Origin of the sequence: Desulfovibrio cuneatus DSM 11391 (assembly GCF_000430005.1) — a bacterium.
Taxonomy (GTDB): Bacteria; Desulfobacterota; Desulfovibrionia; order Desulfovibrionales; family Desulfovibrionaceae; genus Frigididesulfovibrio; species Frigididesulfovibrio cuneatus.
Genome location: NZ_AUCY01000011.1, coordinates 35,877 through 57,224 on the forward strand (window position 1 = coordinate 35,877; position 21,348 = coordinate 57,224).

15 protein-coding genes are annotated in these 21,348 nt (G+C 51.5%); all 15 read right to left on the reverse strand.

Annotation, left to right across the window (positions count from 1 at the left end; genetic code table 11):
- Nucleotides 1-401: 401 nt before the first annotated feature.
- Nucleotides 402-3,782, reverse strand: coding sequence for an ATP-binding protein (locus tag G497_RS0101730; RefSeq protein ID WP_027186854.1), 3,381 nt, complete (start codon nucleotides 3,780-3,782; stop codon nucleotides 402-404).
- A gap of 11 nt (nucleotides 3,783-3,793) precedes the next feature.
- Nucleotides 3,794-4,588 (reverse strand): ABC transporter ATP-binding protein, encoded by a 795-nt coding sequence (locus G497_RS0101735; RefSeq protein WP_034636156.1) that lies wholly within the window; start codon nucleotides 4,586-4,588, stop codon nucleotides 3,794-3,796.
- Nucleotides 4,585-5,481 carry an ABC transporter permease gene (locus tag G497_RS0101740; protein ID WP_027186856.1) on the reverse strand — a complete coding sequence of 299 codons (897 nt, stop codon included), beginning with the start codon at nucleotides 5,479-5,481 and terminating at the stop codon, nucleotides 4,585-4,587. Before G497_RS0101740 ends, G497_RS0101735 begins: the two co-directional genes overlap by 4 nt.
- A gap of 154 nt (nucleotides 5,482-5,635) precedes the next feature.
- Nucleotides 5,636-6,613 (reverse strand): ABC transporter substrate-binding protein, encoded by a 978-nt coding sequence (locus G497_RS0101745; protein WP_027186857.1) that lies wholly within the window; start codon nucleotides 6,611-6,613, stop codon nucleotides 5,636-5,638.
- Nucleotides 6,614-7,114: 501 nt separating this feature from the next.
- Nucleotides 7,115-7,987 (reverse strand): UTP--glucose-1-phosphate uridylyltransferase GalU, encoded by an 873-nt coding sequence (gene galU / locus G497_RS0101750; protein ID WP_027186858.1) that lies wholly within the window; start codon nucleotides 7,985-7,987, stop codon nucleotides 7,115-7,117.
- A gap of 330 nt (nucleotides 7,988-8,317) precedes the next feature.
- Nucleotides 8,318-9,670 (reverse strand): phosphoglucosamine mutase, encoded by a 1,353-nt coding sequence (gene glmM / locus G497_RS0101755; RefSeq protein ID WP_027186859.1) that lies wholly within the window; start codon nucleotides 9,668-9,670, stop codon nucleotides 8,318-8,320.
- Nucleotides 9,671-9,819: 149 nt separating this feature from the next.
- Nucleotides 9,820-10,809, reverse strand: a complete 990-nt coding sequence (locus G497_RS18810; RefSeq protein ID WP_051257730.1) for a CdaR family protein — start codon at nucleotides 10,807-10,809, stop codon at nucleotides 9,820-9,822.
- Nucleotides 10,806-11,579 (reverse strand): diadenylate cyclase CdaA, encoded by a 774-nt coding sequence (gene cdaA / locus G497_RS0101765; protein WP_027186860.1) that lies wholly within the window; start codon nucleotides 11,577-11,579, stop codon nucleotides 10,806-10,808. Before cdaA ends, G497_RS18810 begins: the two co-directional genes overlap by 4 nt.
- Nucleotides 11,573-12,634, reverse strand: a complete 1,062-nt coding sequence (gene folP / locus G497_RS16205; RefSeq protein WP_084515870.1) for a dihydropteroate synthase — start codon at nucleotides 12,632-12,634, stop codon at nucleotides 11,573-11,575. Before folP ends, cdaA begins: the two co-directional genes overlap by 7 nt.
- A gap of 20 nt (nucleotides 12,635-12,654) precedes the next feature.
- Nucleotides 12,655-14,652: an ATP-dependent zinc metalloprotease FtsH gene (gene ftsH, locus G497_RS16210; RefSeq protein ID WP_245576334.1), complete on the reverse strand. Its 1,998-nt coding sequence runs from the start codon at nucleotides 14,650-14,652 to the stop codon at nucleotides 12,655-12,657.
- An 813-nt stretch (nucleotides 14,653-15,465) separates the two neighbouring features.
- Nucleotides 15,466-16,455 carry a TRAP transporter substrate-binding protein gene (locus tag G497_RS0101785; RefSeq protein WP_027186862.1) on the reverse strand — a complete coding sequence of 330 codons (990 nt, stop codon included), beginning with the start codon at nucleotides 16,453-16,455 and terminating at the stop codon, nucleotides 15,466-15,468.
- A gap of 49 nt (nucleotides 16,456-16,504) precedes the next feature.
- Nucleotides 16,505-17,704, reverse strand: coding sequence for a DegT/DnrJ/EryC1/StrS family aminotransferase (locus G497_RS0101790; RefSeq protein ID WP_027186863.1), 1,200 nt, complete (start codon nucleotides 17,702-17,704; stop codon nucleotides 16,505-16,507).
- A 111-nt stretch (nucleotides 17,705-17,815) separates the two neighbouring features.
- Nucleotides 17,816-19,132, reverse strand: a complete 1,317-nt coding sequence (gene hisD, locus G497_RS0101795; RefSeq protein ID WP_027186864.1) for a histidinol dehydrogenase — start codon at nucleotides 19,130-19,132, stop codon at nucleotides 17,816-17,818.
- 33 nt (nucleotides 19,133-19,165) lie between these two features.
- Nucleotides 19,166-20,452: a TRAP transporter large permease gene (locus tag G497_RS0101800; RefSeq protein WP_027186865.1), complete on the reverse strand. Its 1,287-nt coding sequence runs from the start codon at nucleotides 20,450-20,452 to the stop codon at nucleotides 19,166-19,168.
- Nucleotides 20,453-21,001 carry a TRAP transporter small permease gene (locus G497_RS0101805; RefSeq protein ID WP_027186866.1) on the reverse strand — a complete coding sequence of 183 codons (549 nt, stop codon included), beginning with the start codon at nucleotides 20,999-21,001 and terminating at the stop codon, nucleotides 20,453-20,455.
- Between the last annotated feature and the right edge of the window lie 347 nt (nucleotides 21,002-21,348).

The following is a 21,348-nucleotide window of genomic DNA, read 5'->3' on the forward strand; positions in this document are numbered from 1 at the left end:
TGCTATATGACAATAAAAGATAAGAAATGTTCTTGCAATAAGTTTCTTTTAAAACAGTATGTTGTCATATCTTTTTCTGTCACAAATTTGTCTTGAATTTGACAATTTTGGACATTGTGAAATAAGATTCTTTTGCTGGGAATTGTTCGTTTCAAAGGTCGCTGAAAACGCTATTTCCTTAGAGAACACTGGAAGATAAAGGTATATAACTATATATAGTATTGATGGGTGGAGACAGAGTATGTGCAAGAATGAAGTGTTTGCCAGCAGGAGGATAAAAAAAATGCACGGCACAGGCAAGCGCCTGTACCGTGCGGGGAAGGAAGGGGAATTGTGTGAAGAATCGCCTCTTGAAAACTGTTATTTCAGCACACCCCATATAAGGCCCTGGTGCGATACCCTTACTTGTGCACCAGTGCCTGAATTTTTGCCAGAATCAACTCGGTATCAATGGGTTTCATGGCATGGTCATTCATGCCACTTGCAAGGCAGGCCTGCACATCTTCCGTAAAGGCGTTAGCTGTCATGGCAATAATGGGAATGTTTTTGGCCGCAGGTGTGCCTAGGGCGCGAATGGCGCGGGTTGCTTCATAGCCATTCATAACGGGCATTTGCACGTCCATCACAATAACATCAAAAGCGTCCTGGTTCTGGCTAAAAATATTCAGGGCTTCCTGGCCGTTTTCGGCTGTGGTAATGTGTATTCCTGAAGGTTCTATGAGGGTGGTAAAGATTTCCCGGTTAATATCCAGGTCTTCTACCAGCAATAGGCGCAGGCCTGCCAGGGAGGAAGCAGACATTAGGGTGGCTTGCTGTTCTGCTTGTTCTGCGGGGAGCAAGGCCGAAAGGCAGGCAAGGAGTGGGGAAGGTAATAGCGGCAGGGCCAAAAAATGGGAAATGCCCATGGCAGTGGCTTCGTTTTCCCAGTAGGTCCATTGGGAACTTGGGCTTACCAGGGCGCAAGGCAGGCCCGCTGCCGCAGCATGGGCCTCCTGCACTGCAAGCAGGCTTTGCGGCCCTTTGCAGGCATGCAATAAGACGGCAGTAACGGCAGGTGCCTTGGCTTGTGCGATGTTTTCCTTCAGTAGGGCACTTACTTCCTGCGCAGAACTGGCAAGGGAATGGGAAAAACCGACCAATGCGGCGATGCGGCTAAACATGGCTTGCAGGGTTGGGTCCTGGCTTACCAGTACAAGATGCATTGTGTTTGTGCGTGTAAGGACGGGGCATGTGGTGGTGACACCCGCCTGCATGCATGTGTGTTTGTTTTCCTGCGTGCATAATGGGAGCCCGGCTTGCGTGCCGGGGCACGCTTCAAGCAGGCTGGGCTGGGCTGCTGGTTGCAGGGGCACTTCAAAAAAGAAGGTAGCCCCTTGTTCCGGCTGCGACTGCACGCCAATGTGCCCGCCCATTTTGTTCACAATACTTTTGGAAATGGCAAGCCCAAGGCCTGTGCCCCCAAAGCGTGATGCAATGGAAGAGTCTGCCTGGGTAAAGGCGGAAAACAGGCGGTCAATTTGTTCCTGCGTCAAGCCAATGCCCGTGTCTTTTACAGCAAATACCAGGACTGCATTGGCACCAGATGTTTCTACCTGCTGCACCGAAAGGGTAATGGTGCCTCCTTCCGGGGTAAATTTAATGGCATTGCCCACCAGGTTGGTGAGCACCTGGGAAAGGCGCAGTTCATCGGTTACGTAATTGCGGCACATTGCCTCTGTGGGTTCAACCAACAGGGTTTGGCCCTTTTCTTCTGCCTTTGGCGCAAACATGGTACACAGGGCAACAAATACATTTTCCAGGTACACCGGGGCATTGTGCAATTCCAGCTTGCCAGCTTCAATTTTGGACATGTCCAGAATGTCGTTGAGCAGGCCCAAAAGGTGTATGGAAGAGGATTTAATGCTGTTCAAGCAGTACTTGAGCTTTGAGACTTCATTTGTTTTTTCAGCTATTTGAGCCATACCCATAATGGCGTTCATGGGGGTTCGTATTTCATGGCTCATAATGGAAAGAAAGTCGCTTTTGGCCCGGTTGGCCTGCACAAGCTGGCTGGTGCGCTCTTCCACAATGGCTTCCAGGTTTCTGTTCAGCCTTCTGTTTTTGGCAAGCAATGTTGCCACTGTCCCCAAACCAAGCCCCAAAAGTACCAGGGCGGCAATAATGTAGGGCAAGGTGTCTTTAAGCATTTTGCTGTTATAATCGAACACCTTGCGCTTCCAGTGCTCTGCAATGGTGTCTGTTTCCACCAGGGGCATGACTTTATCAAGAATGGAGCGCAAAATAATTTCATCTTTATGCAACCCGAAGTTGGAATAGGAAGGGTACTGGAACACAAAGTTGGCCTTAAAGCCGGGCTTTTCCAGGTAGTTTGTAAAGCTGAGCAGGGCTGATTCCGTTTGCATAAGCAGGTCAATTTCCCCTTTTTCCAGGGCTGGATAGGCTTGATCTGCACCATGAAATACTACAATATTGCTATGGTCGGGGAACCAGTCGGAAAATAGTTCCGAAGCGGCTGTGTCTTGCAACAGTCCGACTTTGGCGTGGCGAATGTCGTTAATACTTTGGTTTGGGAAATCGGCACGGGAAATAAGAGCAAAGTAGTCTGTGTTGTAGGGGTAGTTTGGCCATATAAAGCGAGTGTTGCGCTCTTCAGTGGGAACGAGTTCAGTAACAAGGGAGATTTTGCCATTTCCCAATTGCTGCAAAAGTTCTGGCCAGCGCACATTCGGGTTGTTGGCAATGCGTACCTGTAAGCCGCTGAGCCGGGCTATATGGTCCAGGACGTCAACGGCAATCCCCTGAAACTGTTGTTCCTTGGGGTTATAAAAAGAAATGGGGTAATTTTCATTTTCCGCCCCAATTAAAACCGCTGTTTCTTGCGTGCTGTGCTGTTTTATGTACAATTTTTCTGTGTTTGTGAGCAAATTTTCCAGGCGGTTTGTCATGTACAATTCTTGCCCTTGCTTGTGCAGCGCGGCAATGTGCACTAGGCCACCTGCAAGAAAATAGCGTTGCAGCACATCAATAACAGGCTTCAACTGGGGGTTGGCTGTGGTTATGGACAAAGGGGAATAGCGTAAGGGGTAATATTCTTGTGAGTGAATAACGGGAGTATGCTGGAAGGCGGCTTCAACAGAGCCTTCATCAATATACACATCCAGGGTACCTTGTTCCAGGCCATCCAGAATGTCTGCTTCCGATTCCATGAACTGCGGCACAAAGGGAAGTTGCCAGGAACTTTTTACAATTCCATAACTGGTGGTGCCCTTCAAAAAGCCTGCTTGCAAGGGGCGTTCCTTGGCAATGTCGGCAAGGGGCGGGTTGTTCTTGTTGGTGAAAATTTTGAAAATGCGGTTAAAGAACGGCGTGGTCATAAGATATTTTGCATGCCGTTCAGGCGTTGGGCTGAGTTCCCCTGTAAGGTCAAGGCGGTGGCTATGGAGTGCATTAACAAGCGCATCCCATTCCAGCACCTTGGCTTGCACGGGCATGCCAAGCAGCTCTTCAAGGTGTTCTGTCACAAGGCGCACAAACCCGTCTGGCTTGCCTTTGTATCCGTAAAAGGCTTCAGTGGTAAGGGCCATGCCAAAAGAAAGCGTTGGGTGCTCTTTTTTCAGGGCTTCCAGAGCGTCAATTTCCGCTTGGGTAATGCCGGGAATGTTGGTGTAATGGGTAATGGGGGGCGGTGCTTGCCGGGGGGCAGGGCTGTTTTCACAGCCAGACACCATGCAGGCTACGCAAAGCCAGCAAAGCAGTAAGGGAATGCGCCAGAAGGTGTACATGGAAAGCCTCGTTACACAAGTAACATGCGGTCGGAAAATTCAGCAATACCTACGGAATGGAAGCTTTCCAGCAGGGTATCTACCGTAAGGCTTTTCACTTTTTCGCCGCGTACATCAAAAATAACACGACCCCTGTGCATCATGATAACACGTGAACCAAAGGCCAGGGCGTGGTGCATGTTGTGGGTGATCATGAGTGTGGTCAGGGAGAGTTCTTCCACAAGCTCTCGGGTCAGGCTTAAAATCAGTTCGGCTGTTTTGGGGTCCAGTGCGGCTGTGTGTTCATCCAGCAGTAGAATATCAGGGCGTACCAGGGTGGCCATAAGCATGGTTAAGGCCTGGCGCTGGCCACCGGAAAGTAGGCCAACCCTGTCGTGCAGGCGGTTTTCCAGGCCAAGTTCCAGCTTTTTAAGCCTGTTTTGGAACAGTTCACGGTGGGCTGGCTTCACACCACGGCTAAGGCCACGCCTTTTGCCGCGCAACATGGCAATGGCCATGTTTTCTTCAATGGTCATGTTGGCGGAAGTGCCACTGAGGGGGTCTTGGAATACCCTGCCAATGAATTTGGCCCGTTTGTGTTCTGGCCAGTTGGTTATGGCATTGTCTTGCAGCACTACGCTGCCTTCGTCAGGAAAAAAGGTGCCTGCAATGCTGTTCATGAGGGTGGATTTGCCCGCCCCGTTGGAACCAATGACACACACAAATTCGCCTTTTTCAATGTCCAGGGTCACTCCGTCTAAAGCAAGCACTTCATTTATGGTGCCGCGCCCAAAATATTTCCGTACACCGTTCAGGCGGAGCATCATTTGCGTAACCTCTTTTGCAATTGGGGCAAGATAAGGGCAAATACCACCAATATGGAGGTAATGAGGTTCAAATCGCTTGGCTGGAAGGAAAATTCACCCACTTTTATGCCCAGGGCAAAAGCAATGGCAAGGCGGTATACCACAGAGCCAAGAACCACGGCAACAACACAGCGCCCCACGCTGCTGCCCCCGGCGCGGGAACCAAAAAGGGTTTCCCCCACCACAATGGAAGCAAGCCCGGCCACAATGGTGCCCACCCCCATGTTCACGTCGGCAGCGCCCTGGTTTTGGGCAATGAGTGCCCCGGAAACAGCCACCATGGCGTTGGAAAGGCCAACCCCAAGAATAATCATGGAGTGGGTGTTCACCCCCATGCTTTTGATCATTTTTGGGTTGTCCCCTGTGGCAATAAGGGCCTGTCCAGTTTCTGTTTGCATAAACCAGAACAGCAGGGCCCCTGCGACCATGGCGAAGCCGCCAAAAACAATGGGAGATGCCAAAAAGGGGGTAATCCCCATTTCAATGAGTGGACTGAACACAAAGGGCAAGCCCAAAAGCGGCAGGTTTGGCCCCCCCATAATGCGTATATTCACGCTGTACAGGGCTGTCATGGTAAGGATGGAGGCAAGAAGATGCAGGATGTTAAATTTGGTGTTCAAAATACCCGTCACACTGCCAGCCAGGAAACCGGCAAAGGCAGCAGGTATAAGCGCAAGAAAAGGCGGCATACCCTGGGCAAGGCATACCGAACCCACAGCCGCCCCAAGGGGCAGGCTGCCGTCCACCGTTAGATCCGGAAAGTCCAGCAAGCGAAACGTCATGAATACGCCCAGGGACATCATGCCATACACAAGCCCCTGTTCAATGGCCCCAGAAACAGCATACCAGGTTATCACACAGTTCCTCTCAATATAAATGTTTTCATAAACCGTTGGGGTAGCCAGATGAGAGTATTGCACAATTGAAATTGCAGCATTTTACTTGGGTAGGCTCTACCTCTTCACGATGCCCCAACGGAAATATGAAAAAGCAGCGTTATGGCCGTTGTTATTTTACAAGGAAGTCAGCTTTTTTCATCAACTCTTCAGAAATTTTCAGGCCCATGCCGTGTGATTTCTTCAGGTTAATAACGAGCTGGAGGTCTTTCAACTCTTCCACAGGCATTTTGGAAACATCTGCCCCATGTATCATAATTTGCTGGGCCATTTTGGCGGTTTGGCGCCCAAGGCGGTAATAGTCGATACCCACAGTTAGTGCCCCACCGCGTTTTACAGAATCTGTTTCAGCGGGGTACAGGGGGATTTTGTTTTCCAGGCATACTTTAATGACTGGTTCCATGTTGGCAATAACGGTGTTGTCTGTAGGCAGGAAAATGGCGTCTACCTTGCCCACCAGGCTTTTGGCGGCCTGGTATACCCCGGCAGAGTTGGGGGTTACGGCTTCCACAACATCAATGTTATTCGCTTTGCACACTTCTTTCAACAGGGCCACTTGTACTTTGGAGTTGGCTTCACCGGCGTTATAAATAACTCCCATGCGCTTCAGTTCCGGTTGAACACTGGTAAACAGTTCAATTTGTTTTGCTGTTGGGCTCATGTCTGTTGTGCCAGAAACGTTGCCCCCAGGCAGTTGCATGGTTTTTACCAGGCCTGCGCTTACCGGGTCTGTTGTGGCGGTGAACAAAATGGGAATATCTTTTGTTTTTTGGGCAGTGGCCTGGGCGCTGGGGGTAGCAATGGCAAGAATAACATCAGGCTTTTCCCCAACAATAATTCCTGCAATTTGCAACGTTGTGGCCATGTTGCCCTGGGCATTGTGCAGGTGGTACTTCACGTCAATGCTGTCGTCTTTCATCTGGTCCTGGAACCCTTTCAAGGAAGCATCAAGGGAAGGGTGTTCCACAAATTGGTTGATGGAAATGGTGTACGTTTTGGCGTGCGCCAGCCCTGGTGTGCCCAGCATAAGCCCTGAGCAGGCAGCCAAGGCCACCAGCGCACCAGAAACGCGGCATAATACTCTGTTCATAAGAAGGACTCCGTGGGGGTATTTCAGGCAGTGTGCCCGGTACGCATGTCCGGGGTGTTCGAAAGTGAACATATCTGCTTGATTGTATTGTGTTTATTGGAAAATAGCGTGCAGGGACTGCTGCAAATTATATAAGATGATTTGTGGTGAATAGCAAGAAGTACATTGACGTATGCCAGAAAGCGCCTGTGCTGCAATGAAGAGATAATTTTAGCAGCAATGGAGGCATGTTTTTTGGCTCTGCCTATACATTTTGCGCGCATTGTCCCAAAAATACCCATTCAGGTGTGCAGGGGGGAGATGAGAACTCGTTGTTTTTGTATGCACTCCCCTGACCAGGGGTTACATTACGTAAAAACCCGCGTCTTGCCAAGGCAACAGCGGGTTTTGGGGAAAATGCAGAATGCAGGTGCATTTTAGTAATAATAAAGGACAGTTACCCTGCATTACGTTGTTGGTTGGTAGGCAGCGTGCCTGGCATGCACATTGAAAAAACCATACCTACCCAAAAGGCAGCAGCGGGCGTAGGTGGCGAATGAGGTCGTCGCGCAGTTCTTCTTCTTGCAGTGCAAAGTAAATGTTGGCAGTAAGGTATTCTGCCCAATCGCCTGTATCAAACCGCATGCCGTGAATTTTCACCGCCAGCAGCCCTTGGGTATTTGCCTGGAGTTGCAATGCATCTGTCAGCTGAATTTCACCGCCATGCCCTGGGGCAATGCTTTCCAGGTGCTTAAAAATGCTGGAACTGAGCACATAGCGCCCCACAATGGCCAGGCGTGAGGGGGCTTCATCTATTTTGGGTTTTTCCACCAGTTTTTCCACCTGGTAAATACCGGGGGATATTTCTGTGCCGGATATAATGCCGTAGCGGCTCACGTGTTCCTGGGGTACTTCCATAACCCCGATGACAGAAAGGCGTTCCGACTGGGCCACGTCAATAAGCTGCTTGATGCCAGGATTCATACCAAACATGAGGTCGTCGCCTACCATAACGGCAAATGCTTCGTCCCCGCTCATCACTTCCTTGGCGCACAGCACGGCATGGCCCAGGCCAAGCTGCTGCTTCTGGCGAATGGAAATACAGTTAATCATGGTGGCAACACGGCGAATCACTTCCAACTGCTGTGTTTTCCCGGCCCGTTCCAGCACGGCTTCCAGTTGCAGGTTGTGGTCAAAGTGGTCTTCAATGACGTTTTTATCGCGGTTGGTGATAAAGCACACGTCATTCAGGCCAGAAGCAATGGCTTCTTCTACCACATATTGCACCACAGGTTTGTTATAAACAGGGAGCATTTCTTTGGGGATATTTTTGGTGGCAGGTAATGAGCGGGTTCCCCAGCCTGCAACAGGGATAATAACTTTATGGATATTCATGGGATGCCTCCTTGAGTTGTGCCGCTTTGGTGTGACCATGTGCACACCGCTATAATATGCCTGTAAAAATGGCTATAGGCAAGGGCGCATATGGAGAAAATTCCGTATACGCCCGTAATTAATGCAAGAATAGGTTGTTTGGGAAAAAGGGGAGTTGGAATAAATGACCGTTTCCCTAGGAAAGCACTCATTAAGTGGCATTTTGGAAACGCTCAGTTATTTCGTTTGGCAAGGCACGAGCTTTTTTTGAAGCAGGAGTGGACTCTTTTGTCCTCGACTGTTTCAAAAAAAGGGAAGTAACGTAGCCAAGCGGAATAAATCAGCGTTTCCCTAGGAAAGTGCTTGGCGGACCGTTTGGGCCAGGCTCGTGGCAAGGCGTTCCACTTGGGTGTCGTCTTCACCTTCCACCATAATGCGGGCCAGGGGTTCTGTGCCAGAATAGCGCAACAGCACGCGGCCCCTGCCTTTCAGCGTTTTTTCTGCTTTGGCCACGGCTGCCGCAATGGTGGGTTCATCTTCAAAGGGAATTTTGCGCTGAATGGGAACGTTGATGAGCTTTTGCGGGAACAGGTGCAGAATATCGCCCAGTTCAGAAATAGGCTTACCTTTTTCACGCATAATGCGCAGCAGTTGCAAGGCTGCCAGCAGGCCGTCGCCTGTGGTGCCATATTCCATAAATACCAGGTGGCCTGATTGTTCCCCACCAAGGATTGCGCCGTGTTCGCGCATGGCTTCCACCACATACCTGTCGCCCACAGCCGTGCGCAGCAGTTTGCCCCCATGGTCTTTCATGAATACTTCAAGGGCCATGTTGCTCATAACGGTGCTTACCAGGGTGTTGGCTGCCAGCTTGCCTTTTTCCAGCAAGTCCAGGGCGCAAATGGCCATAATCTGGTCGCCATCCAGCACATTGCCCTTTTCATCCACCACAATGAGCCTGTCTGCATCACCGTCCAGGGCAAGGCCAATGTCTGCGCGGGTTTCGCGCACTTTGGCTGCCACCACATCCGGGTGCAAAGAGCCGCAACGGTAGTTAATGTTCAGGCCATTGGGTTCTGTACCAATTTTAACCACTTCCGCGCCCAGTTCTTCCAGGGCCATGGGGGCCACTTTGTAGTTGGCACCGTTGGCACAGTCAATAACCACGCGCAGGCCATCAAGGGTAAGGTTGGGAGGGAAGCTGTTTTTTATGGAAACAATGTAGCGGCCCGGGGCATCATTAATTTTATAGGCGCGGCCCACGGCGGCTGGTTCCGGGTATTGCCATTCGCAGTTGGCGTCTAGCACCATGTTGGCAATGGCGTCTTCCACGCTGTCTTGCAATTTGAAGCCGCGCGAATCAAAAAACTTGATGCCATTGTCTTGGAACGGGTTGTGGGAGGCGGAAATAACAATGCCAAAGTCGGCTCGCATGCTGCGCGTTAAAAACGCAATGGCAGGGGTGGGCAGGGGCCCCACCTGGAATACGTCCATGCCTGCGGCGCATAGCCCGGCCGTAAGGGCACTTTCATAAATATAGCCGGAAAGACGGGTGTCTTTACCAATAACCACCCGGTGGCGGCGGCTGCCGGTGCGGAAATAGGAACCTGCCGCAAGGCCAAGGCGCAGGGCCATGTCTGGCAGCATGGGGTAGGTGTTCACTGTGCCGCGCATACCGTCGGTTCCGAAAAGGCGCTTGTTCATAACGAGTGTTCCTTACAGTAAGGGAAAGGCGCAATGCGCCACAATAATTATCAGAGTAATGGCTGCTATTTAGCGCTATGGAGGGGGGCCGTCAAGTGCCTTGTATGTGAATTCTCTAAGGAATGGCTGATTCATTCCGTTCCGCGGTGTTACTTTTCTTTGCCGTTGCTTTTGGGGGAGGGTGCTGTCTCCGTAACCCCTTGGGTCTTTTGAGGGGAGTCGGGCTGGCTGGTGTTTTCTTCTGTAACAGCCACTATATGCACAAGCACTTCAGCAGGTTCAGCGGAGACAAGTTTAAATCCTTCAGGCAAAAGAACACGCACAGGAAGGCGGTGGTTTCCTGGAGTGGTTTTTCCCATTTCGACCACAACCTTGATGGCAGTATTTTTGGGTGCCAATTTTTCTTGTGAGGCAGGCACAAGCAAGGAAAGGGTGATGCTTTTAGGCTCCACCACTGTGGCGTTAATGAGCGGGTCAAGCAGCTCCACCTGACGGGTGACGGTTACGGGAGTGCGGTTGGCTTCCATGGTGAGGGTGAGCACCGTTTCCCTTGCGCTGGCAATAACCCCATCTGCAATGGGCAAGGGGAACTTTTGTTCCAGGGGCTTTTCCGAAAACTCCGAAGGTGTTGCCGCCGTAAGGTTTATGGGGTTAAGCGGTTGTATGAGTTCGCTGGGGCCGCTGACTTCCACAAAGTCCGGGGTAAGCTGGGCTGAAACAGTAACATCTTTGGGTGGTGCGCCGCGTAAAATAACGGATATGGGCAACGTCTTTTTTTCCAGCGTATCGGCATACAGTTCAATTACTGCAGGGCTTACATCAATCACTTCAATGCCACCCCAAAAGGGCAGTTCATTGGTAGGAATGGGCAGCACGTTGCGGCCTTTGGTTATGGAAGAAAGGTCCAGGGAATGGCTGTATGTCCGCTTGTTCAGTGAGCGCAGCAACCCGGCAGAAGCACGCACACGCACTTCCACCTTGTTAATAAGCCCTTCCCGAATGACAAGCCCCTGGGGTGCGCCCTTGTATTCCAGGCGCACTTCCACCTGTGTTTCCAGCTTTTCGCTACCGCTTACCCCGTACCAAAGAATAATCGCCAGTACAAAGGCAATGCCTAAATCTTTCCAGCGGATATTCATTGTGTTGCCTCCAGCGTTGCTGTAAGCACCTGTTTTAATTTTTGTTCATCCAGCGGGGCAGTTACCCTGCCATCTACAGCAACGGAAACAACACCGCGTTCTTCTGAAACAACCACCACCACAGCGTCTGATTCTTCCGTAATGCCAATGGCAGCGCGGTGGCGGGTACCAAAGTCGCGTTTGGTAACGCTGGTGGAAAGGGGCAGAATACACCCGCCAGCCACAATGGTTTCCCCCCGAATAAGAGCGGCGCCATCGTGCAGGGGGCTTTTGGGCCAGAAAATGGCAATAAGCAGCTCGCGTGAAAGCTTGGCCTGCAACTGCACACCCCGTTCCGTAGTATCTGCCAGGGGAACGTTGCGCTCAATAACAATAAGTGCCCCAATGCGTTGCTGGGCCATGGCAATGGCCGCTTCAGCAATTATGCCCACCCCTTGGGAAGTACTTTGCTTGCGAAAACGTGAAGGCGGCCACCAGCGTTGCGAGCCTATGGTGGTGAGGGCGTTGCGAATATCGCGTTGGAACACAATGATGATGAGAATGAACAACGAGCTGAGAATGTTGTCCAGAATCCACAGCAGGGTGTTCAGCCCAAGCTGCCGGGAAACAAAATACACGGCAATGATGCTGATAAGGCCATAAATGGCTGCCACAGCCCGTGTTTGTTTCACCATGACAATGGTGTTGTAAAGCAGCAGGGTGACAAGGAAAATGTCGATCCCTGCACGCCAGTCCAGGCTGAAGCTTTGAAACCAGGCGGTGTCTAGCATGGGGACTCCGGCATGTGGGGCTGCCCCTGTGAAACGGTGAAGGACCCTGCTGCGGTGTAAGAGGCAGGGGGACATTGGTTGCAAAGCGATACGGAAGCTGCCTTGCAAGGGGCACCGGGTACGGTATTGCCCCCGGTGGCATGGCAGGAGCCTGGGCCATTGTCCCCATGCTCCCCAGTATTGGGCATGGTAAAGGGGGCAAACTGGCAGGCCAGAAGCAAGGCATGTTTTGCCGGGGCCACGTGGTGCACACGGTGTAGCAGCACCCCCTTGCTGGCAAGAAGCGCCGTGGCCACAGCCGTGGCTGTGCCGCGTTCTTCCACAGGCAGGCCAGTCAGTTCCCCCAGCATGCGCTTGCGGGAAAGGCCAAAATAGAGCGGCCTGCCCAGGCTGAGCAGGCGGGGCACCGCCCGGATAATGGCAAGGTTGTGTTCCAACGTTTTGCCAAAGCCTATGCACGGGTCAAGCACAATGCGTTCTTCCGGCATACCGCGTTGCACCAGGGTGTTCATGGTGCGGGTAAAATGGGCAAGCACTTCTTCCACCACATTGGTATAGGTGGGGGCCTGTTGCATAATAGATGGAGGGGCAGGGCAGTGCCCCAGCACATAGCCGGGCTTGTGCTCTGCTACTAAGGGCAGCATGTTGGCATCAAATGCGCCGCCGCTGATATCATTAATAATGTGAGCACTGTTTTCCAGTGCCCAGGCAGCGGTGCCTGCTTTGTAGGTGTCTACACTCAGGCCAACGCCAGGGGAGTGCTGCACCAGAGTTTTGGCCATGTCCAGTACCGGGGCAAGGCGGCGAATTTCTTCTTCTTGTGGTACGGGGCTGGCCCCAGGCCGGGTGGATTCCGCCCCAAGGTCAAGCATGTTTGCCCCTTCATCCAGGTGACGCTGCATAAGAGCCAGGAGGTTTTCCTGCCCGCTGTGCGTGCCGCCGTCTGAAAAGGAGTCTGGCGTAATATTAACAATGCCCGCAACCAGCGGGCCATGCACTTGGGCCGTGCTAGGCACGGCCCAGAATGCAGAAGGAACAAAAGCAAGAGTTTGCATGAAAGGAGGTGGGGTAAGAATTATTTACTGTCGTCTTTGGGCCAGCCAAAGCCTTCCTCTTTTTGTGGTGGGGTGGTTTTTGCTTCCACCCGTTCCTGTGTGCTGGGCACATCCCCTTTAGCCGGGGTTGCTTCTTCTTGTTCTTTGGGCTGCTCAGGTGCCGTATCCGGTTCTGCCACAGGGGCATTTTCACCTTGTTCAGCAGGGGCCGCCTCTGGGGCTATGGGCTGCGGGGCAGGCTGGCCGTTGGGGGCCTTTGGCTCCATGGGGGGCAGGTCTTCACCGCGCATAATGGTACGAATATCCTCGCCGGAAATGGTTTCCCGCTCCAGCAGGGCTGCTGCCACTTTATGCAGCAAGTCGAGGTTTTCCCGTAGCAGTATATCTGCCCTTTCCACGGCAGTGTCAATAATGCGTTTTACTTCTGAATCCACAAGGCGTGACATTTCTTCACTGTGGTCTTTGTTGCTAATCCATTCGCGACCAATAAATACTTCTTGCTGTTGGTCACCAATGGCCATGGGGCCGACTTTTTCGCTCATGCCAAGCTGGCACACCATGGAGCGGGCCACCTTGGTGGCACGTTTGATGTCGTCTGAGGCACCCGTGGTGAAACGGTTGAAAATAATGAGCTCCGCTGCACGCCCGCCATAGAAAATAACTAGGCGGTTTTCCAGTTCCGTGCGGCTGCTGCTGTATTTGTCTTCTTCCGGCAACGACATGGTTACCCCCAGGGCACGGCCACGGGGAATGATGGAAACCTTGTGCAGTGGGTCGGTTTCAGGCAGCAACATGGTAAGAACAGCGTGCCCTGCTTCATGGTAGGCCGTGTTTTTCAGCTCTTCAGGGGACTGCACCATGGTGCGGCGCTCTTTACCCATAAGCAGCTTGTCTTTGGCATTTTCAAAGTCCACCATGTTTACAAAGTCTTTGTTGGCCTTGGCGGCTGTCAGGGCGGCTTCGTTCACCAGGTTTTCCAGGTCTGCCCCGGAAAAGCCCGGTGTGCCCCTGGCAAGCAGCTCCAGGTTTACATCTGGTGCAAGGGGGGTACGCTTTGCATGGACGCTGAGAATATGCTGGCGGCCGCGCAGGTCTGGCGGGGGCACCACCACTTGGCGGTCAAAGCGGCCTGGGCGCAGCAAGGCAGGGTCCAGCACGTCCGGGCGGTTGGTGGCGGCAATAAGAATAACGCCTTCGTTGGCTTCAAACCCGTCCATTTCTACCAGCAACTGGTTCAGAGTTTGTTCACGTTCATCGTGACCGCCCCCAAGGCCTGCGCCGCGCTGGCGGCCTACCGCGTCTATTTCGTCAATAAAGATAAGGCACGGGGCACTTTTTTTGCCCTGCGCAAACAGGTCACGCACGCGGGAAGCACCCACACCTACAAACATTTCCACAAAGTCGGAACCGGAAATGGAATAGAAGGGTACGCCAGCTTCCCCTGCCACGGCTTTGGCCAGCAGGGTTTTGCCGGTGCCGGGGGGGCCCACAAGCAGCACACCCTTGGGAATGCGGCCACCTAGGCGCGTGAACTTTTTGGGGTTGGAAAGAAAATCCACTACTTCAGAAAGTTCTTCCTTGGCTTCATCCACACCCGCCACGTCATCAAACGTGACCTTGGTTGATTCTTGCGAAATCATGCGGGCACGGGAGCGCCCGAAGGAAAGGGTTTTGTTGCCGCCATCTTGCATGCGGCGCATCAGGAAAATGTACAGGCCAATGAGCACCAGAATAGGTGCGCCAGAGGTAAGAAACAGAATGTACCAAGGAGTTTCTTCCGGTGGGTTGGCAGTAATGGTCACGCCTGCGGTCAACAGCCGTTCAATAAGATTTGGGTCGCTTGGGGCATAGGTGGCGAACGGCGTTGTGCCGTCTACCTTGCCTGAAATGGTGTTGCCCTGAATGGACACATCCTTAATTTTCCCAGCGGTGACGTTGTCAAGAAATACAGTATATTGCAGTTCCTTCACCGGGGAAGGTTGCTTGTACATCTGGTTAAACGACACCATGAGAACCATTATGATAATGGCCCATATAAACAGGTTACGTTGGTTCAAAGCTGCCTCCCGAAGTCAGTATAGAAGGGGAACCGGGCGCTGGTTTTTGTTGTGCAGCCGCTTCTGCACCCATTGGTGCGGCCGCTTGGATACGCCTTGTTTCTTGATAAGCAATCCACACATAGCAGGTGTAGATTATTTTGTTGATGGGGCACAGCAACATTGGGAAAAAATGCCTGCAAAAGGTATTTTTTTGTGCCACCGAGTGAATGCTGTCCGGCTAAAAAGCCGGGTGGCATTGGGGTAATTTTGCTTGCAAAATTGCCTCGCGAAGCGTGTCGTTTGCCTTTACAGTCACCTCTTTTTTGTTTCTTTTCTGTGGGAAATGCCAGCCTGAGAACAAAAAGAAGGTTGGACCGTATCACCACCCAGTGAAACTATAGCTTTTTTTAGAAGAAGTTGCCAGCGCTTCTTTATGGAAAAATGGAAAAGGCCATTTGCTTTGGGCCGCAAGCACATAAGGGCTTGTTCCTGCCATGTCCTGCAACCAGGCGGGTGTGTGCGGAGGGGGGCATATCCAAAAAAACGGAAGAAGTCACCTCCCATTCTATGGGGAATTTACCGCCACTGTGGCAATCAATTAACTGTGTTCAGGTTCTTCCTCCCCTTTCATTTGTGCCATTGTTGGTGTTCTTTACAACGCGCAATGAACATACCCCTGCTGGCCTGTTTGGGGCTGGCAGGGGTATGTTTTTGTGAGGCTGGTTCCCCCCCTTTTTCACGGCAAGCGGTGGCTAGGCTGTGAGTTCCGGTGGGGGGGCAATGGGCAACGGCTTACTTTTTATTGAGAATAGCCTGTACTTTGTCTACCACGGCCTTGCCGCCAACGGCGTCATACATTTTTGGCCATACAACTTCCAGGGCAATCTTTTTCCACTCTGCTTCATCCGTCAGGGTGGAAACTTCCATGCCGCCATTTTGCAGGCCAACCTTGGCCTTGTCTGCTTCCAGGGTTTGGAACAGCAAGCCATACATTTGCGCTTCCAGAGCGGCCTGCAATACGATTCCTTGCAGTTCCTTGTCCATTTTATCAAATGTTTTCATGCCAATAATCATGGGTTGCAGGGAATACTGGTAATGTACTTCGGTGAGGTACTTCTGCACTTCATGGAACTTGGAGGTGTAGTTTACAATGTAGGGGTTTTCCTGCCCGTCAAGCACACCCTGTTGCAAGGCCGTGAAGGTTTCAGACCAGTCCATGGGCACGGGGTTTGCGTCCCAGGCCTTGAATGTTTCAAGAATAATCTGGTTGTGGGGCACGCGAATTTTCAGGCCTTTCACGTCTGCCAGGCTTTTAATGGGGCGTTTGGAGTTGGTAATGTAGCGGAAGTTGGAGTAAGTCCAGCCAATAATTTTGAACCCGCCATTTTTCATGGCATAGTCGTTCCACATCTGGTTCAGTTCGCCCGTGGTTACCTTGACTACGTCATAGGGCGTTTGCAACAGGTAGGGCATGGAAAGTGTGCCCAGCTCTTTAACAAAAGGAACAGCATTGCCAACACCGATAATGGCGATGTCCAGTGTGCCCATGCGGGCATTTTGCAGCATTTCTGTTTCCGTGCCCAGGGCACCGTTGGGGAACAGTTCTACTGTTACTTTGCTATGGCTGAGGCCTTCAACAATTTCCTTAAAGCGCAGGGCAAAAGCGCCCTGGTCAGAATCTAGCGGGTCGCCCATGCCCACGCGCAGTGTTTTGGCGTACACCGCAGTGGACATAAGAACCATAACAAGTGCTGAAACGAGGAACAGTGTGAATTTACGCATTGTACAAACCCCTTCTTTACATGGTGAAAAAGCGGATAAAACACATACGCTATGCCAAAATTTCTTTTGCGGCCTGGTGAATAATCTGTCCTATAAGGGTACAGTCCTGTGTAGTGAAGGTTAAGGGGAGCCTTATGTCGCACAGTTTGGCGAGAATGGCATCGGTTTTGGGCAGGGTTTGGGTAAGGCCCAGGTATTTCCATGTTTTATAGGAAGAGGTGAAGCCAATGGGCTTTGGCTCGCCAAACCATTTAATGTGTACGCCGCGCTCTTCACAGGTTTTAAGAAACTGGCGTATGTTTTGTGGTGTGCTGTTTTCAATGGAAAACTGCAAGGAACTGGGCACAAAGTCTTCTTTGGGGCTTCTGCTGGGCAGCACAATATTGGGGGTGTGGGCAAGTTCTGCCGCCAGTGCGTGGTACAGGTCTTTCCAGCGCTGGCATTGTGCCTCCAGGTTACGCAATTGCACCCGTAAAAGGCTGGCCCGCAGGTTGTCCATGCGGCTGCTGTAATTGGGGACATCCAGGGCAATTTTTTCAAACACGGCTTTGTCTGGCCGGGAAAGGTGCTTTTCATACAGCATGTAGGAACCGGAAAGGATAATGGCCTTTGCCAGGTACTCTTCGTTGTCTGTTACCAGCAGGCCACCTTCGCCGGAGTTCATGTGCTTGTAAGTTTGGGTGCTGAAGCAGGCAATGGCCCCAAAGGAACCGCTTTTTTTATTGTTCCAGTGTGCCCCCATGGTGTGGGCGCAGTCTTCAATAAGCACAATGCCGTGCCGCTGGCATATGTCCATAACGGCGTCCATGTCTGCAATGTGCCCGCGCATGTGGGAAAGCAGCAAATACCGTGATTTATATTGCGCGGCTTTGCGCTCCAGGTCGGCAAGGTCTATGGTGTAATTGTTTTCTTCAATTTCCACAAAAACGGGCTGGGCGCCGGAATTTTCCAGGGCTCCCGGCACCGGGGCAAGAGTAAAGGCGTTGCAGAGCACGGTGTCGCCTTTTTGCACGCCTGCCACTTTCAGGGCCATATACAAAGAACTGCCGCACGAACTGCATGCAAGGCAAAACTTTTTGCCCATGTAAGCGGCAAATTCCTGTTCAAGCAGGGCCGCGTCCCCTGCTTCTGCGTCGGTATTGTAGCGAAACAGCCTGCCTGTGCGCATAAGCACTACGGCGTTTTCAATGGCTTCTTCTGGTAAGGGTTCTTGCTGGGTAAAACTTTTGGTAAACATCAGGTGTGGCATAGCCTCTCCTTTTGCCTGCTGCCAGCCAGTGGTCTTCATGGTGAAATGCTTGCTTCATGCCAGGCAAAGCCTGCCTGCAAGCGGTTCATGGCTGGCAGCCATGGGAACACGTTAAATTTTGTAGACAGGATGCTGGTATACGGGGAAGTCCCATTGCTTTTCCGGGAAAAACTTGGTCAGCCGCCAGTCGCACGCCCTGGCATGGCCTTCCATGCCTTCCAGCCGTGAAAGGCGTGAGGCTGCGCCGCTAATGAGGGTCGTGGCCTCTTCTGTGACTTCCTGGTAGGTATAAATTTTCAAAAATTTATGGACGTTCAGGCCACCGCTGAAATGGCCAGCGCGCTTTGTGGGCAGAATATGGTTTGTGCCGGAACACTTGTCGCCCTGGGCTACGGTGCTGCCTTCCCCAATGAACATGGAACCATAGGAGCTGAGCTTTTCAAGCCACCAGGGCAGGTCTTGGGCCAGCACCTGAATATGCTCTGGGGCATAGCTGTCGCTTACTGTGCACAATTCCTCGCGGGAGTCGCACAGAATAATTTCCCCATAGTCGCGCCAGGCAGCTTCCGCCACTTCGGCATTGGGCAGGTCGGCAATAACCTTGGGCATAAGCTGTAACACGGCGTTGGCCAGTGCTTCGCTGTCGGTAAACAGCCACACAGGAGAGTTTACCCCGTGTTCAGCCTGGGAAACAAGGTCAATGCACACTGTCATGGGGTCGGCTGTTTTGTCTGCAATAATGCCAGACTCTGTAGGGCCTGCAAAAACGTCAATGGTACACTGCCCGGAACCTGCCACAAAGGCTTTGGCTTCTGCCACAAAGGCATTGCCTGGCCCCACCAGAATGTTGGCAGGCTTGCCTGTGAACAGGCCATACGCCATGGCCCCAATGGCCTGAATGCCGCCGAGTTCCAGAATAATGTCTGCCCCGGCCAAATCCATGGCATAGCAGGTAGCGGCGTCAATGCTGGTGCCCCGTGGGGGGGTTGCGGCAATAACCGTTTTCACGCCGGCTGCCTTGGCTGTGGCAATGCTCATAATGGCAGAACATACATGGGCATAACGCCCCCCAGGCACATAGCACCCGGCCACTTCCATGGGAATTATACGCTGCCCAAGCTTTACCCCTGCCGAGGAGGTCATGGAAAATTCCTGAATGCTGTTTCTTTGCATGGTGGCAAAGGTTGAAACCTGCTCAAAGGCAAATTCTATGTCCCGCTTGGCGCTGGCTGGTACGGAATCAATAAGCTGCTTTCGCTTACTGGCTGAAAGTACAATGTCCTGTTGCCACTTGTCGAACTTGAAGGCCAGTTCCTTCACGGCTTCTTCCCTGCGCAGCACAATGTCATTCATGGTTTGAATAACAACCTGCCGGGCAGAATCGCTGTTCTCCTGGGTGGTTAACAGGGCTTTTTTCACATGACGCATGGTAACTCCTCCACTATGAGTAAGGTGGGTGTGCTATTTAAAGCCAAAAAGGTTGGGCAACGTCAAAACAAGTTGAGGGAATATTGCCAGCACAATTATGGCCGCCAGCATGGCCAGGCAGAATGGTATGGCTTTGAGCGAGAGTTCTTCAAGGCTTACGTCTGAAATGCCCGAAGCAATGAACAGGTTTTCACCCAGGGGCGGAGTGGAAAAGCCCACCGCGCAGCAGCACACCAGAATAATGCCAAAGTGAATGGGGTCTACCCCCAAGCTTATCATAACAGGCAGCAGCACAGGGGTAACAAGCATGATAATGGCCAGGGTTTCCATGAACATGCCAATGAACAGCAGGAACGCAATGACAAGGGCCCAAATAATAACAGGCTCTGTTGTCAGGCTGAGTATGCTGGAGGCAATGACTTCCGGAATTTTATACTGCACCAGCAAGCGGCCAAAGGCATAAGCGGTGAACATGATAATAAGCACACGCCCTGTAAGCCATGAACAGGTTTCAAGGGAGCGCATTATGCCTTTCAGGGTGAGTTCCTTGTAAACAAATAAGCCAATGAACAGAGTATAAAAAATGGCTACAATGGCAGATTCCGTGGGGGTAAAGAAGCCGGAGTAAATGCCCCCAAGAATGATGAGCGGAGCAAGAATGGCCCACACCCCATCACGCACAGCCTTTTTCAGGTTGTGTGTAGCCAGCACTTCCGGGCTGGCCTGCAACCCTTTGTTTCTGCAATACAGGTAGTGGGTAAGCACAAGGGTGCTGGCAATAAGCAGCCCTGGTACAACCCCGGCCACAAACATTTTGGTAATGGAAACCTGGGCGGTAACGCCGTAAATAACCATGGGAATGCTGGGAGGGATAATAATGCCAATGCCCCCCGCGGTGGCAGTGGTGGCCCCTGCATAGCGTGGGTCGTAGTTGTTGCGGATCATGGCAGGAATCATAAGCATGCCAATGGCTGCTGTGGTGGCGGGGCCAGAGCCGGAAATTGCCCCAAAAAAGACGCAGGCAAGGGTAGTGGAAATGGCAAGCCCACCAGAAATTTTTCCTGTCATGGCTTCTGCAATGTGCACCAGCCGCCGGGAAATGCCGGCACCTTCCATCAGGGCACCTGCCAATACAAAGGCAGGCAAAGCCATAATGGGGAAGGAGTTTACAGAGTTAAAGGCAATTTGCACAATGCTGCTTAAGTCCTGGTCAGCTACCAAAAAGGTAGCCATGGCAGAAACACCCAGGGCCACAGCAATGGGGGACCCCATAAGAAGCAGCACAATAAATGTAGAGAAAAGGACAAGTGTGTAGCTCATTTATTCCCCCTGCTCTTTAGCAATAAGTTCGGCATACTCTTCCGGTGCTACCTTATCTACATCTTCCAGTTCCATTTTTAATACATATTTCATGTAGTTAACCTGTATAATACGAATAGTCATAAGGGTAAAACTAATGGGGAAAATGTAGTAGACATATTCCATGGAGAGCCCAAGGGCAGGAGAATGGTATTTGTATTTTGCCAGGTCTTGAATAACAATGATGCTTTCTTTGATCATGATGATGTTAAAGGCAATCCATACCATATCAGAAAGCAACAAAAGAACCTTTTCAAAGGCTTTTGGCAGTAGTTTGAACTGCACAGTGACCCGGTTGTGGGCACCCAGGCGGGCAGCATAGGATGCCCCAAAAAACACAAACCACACAAAGGAGAAGCGAGAAATTTCCTCGCTCCAGGTGACGACGTAGTTAAACGCGACCCGCAAGAATATTTGTGAAAATAAGATACATACAAAAAAAACAAGTAAAATCTGCGCCATATAGTTTTCAGCGCCATCAAGAAAATGTAAAATTTTTTTTGCGCTCATCCTTCACTCCATAGGTTAAGGTGCCGAAATATATGAAAATTAAACGTAATTCATTGATTGAGCTAATATATTGAAGTATTGGGCGAATTGAAGCTTGTATCAAGTTGGAATTATTTGGCAAGGACTTTACGTCAATCCCCAAAATTTGACGAAATGGCTATAATGGAAAGTGTACTATACTAACGGGTAGACCAATAATGGCAGCAACAGCCCATGCCAAAAGTGCGCAGGAATCTTGGGTTTTTTACGCTGACTATGCTGATAAACATTCTGAGACGCCATGTACCCCCCCCAAAAACTTTACAGGTTTATGTACCCAGCTCGGCGTAACTCCTTTACCAGCGTAG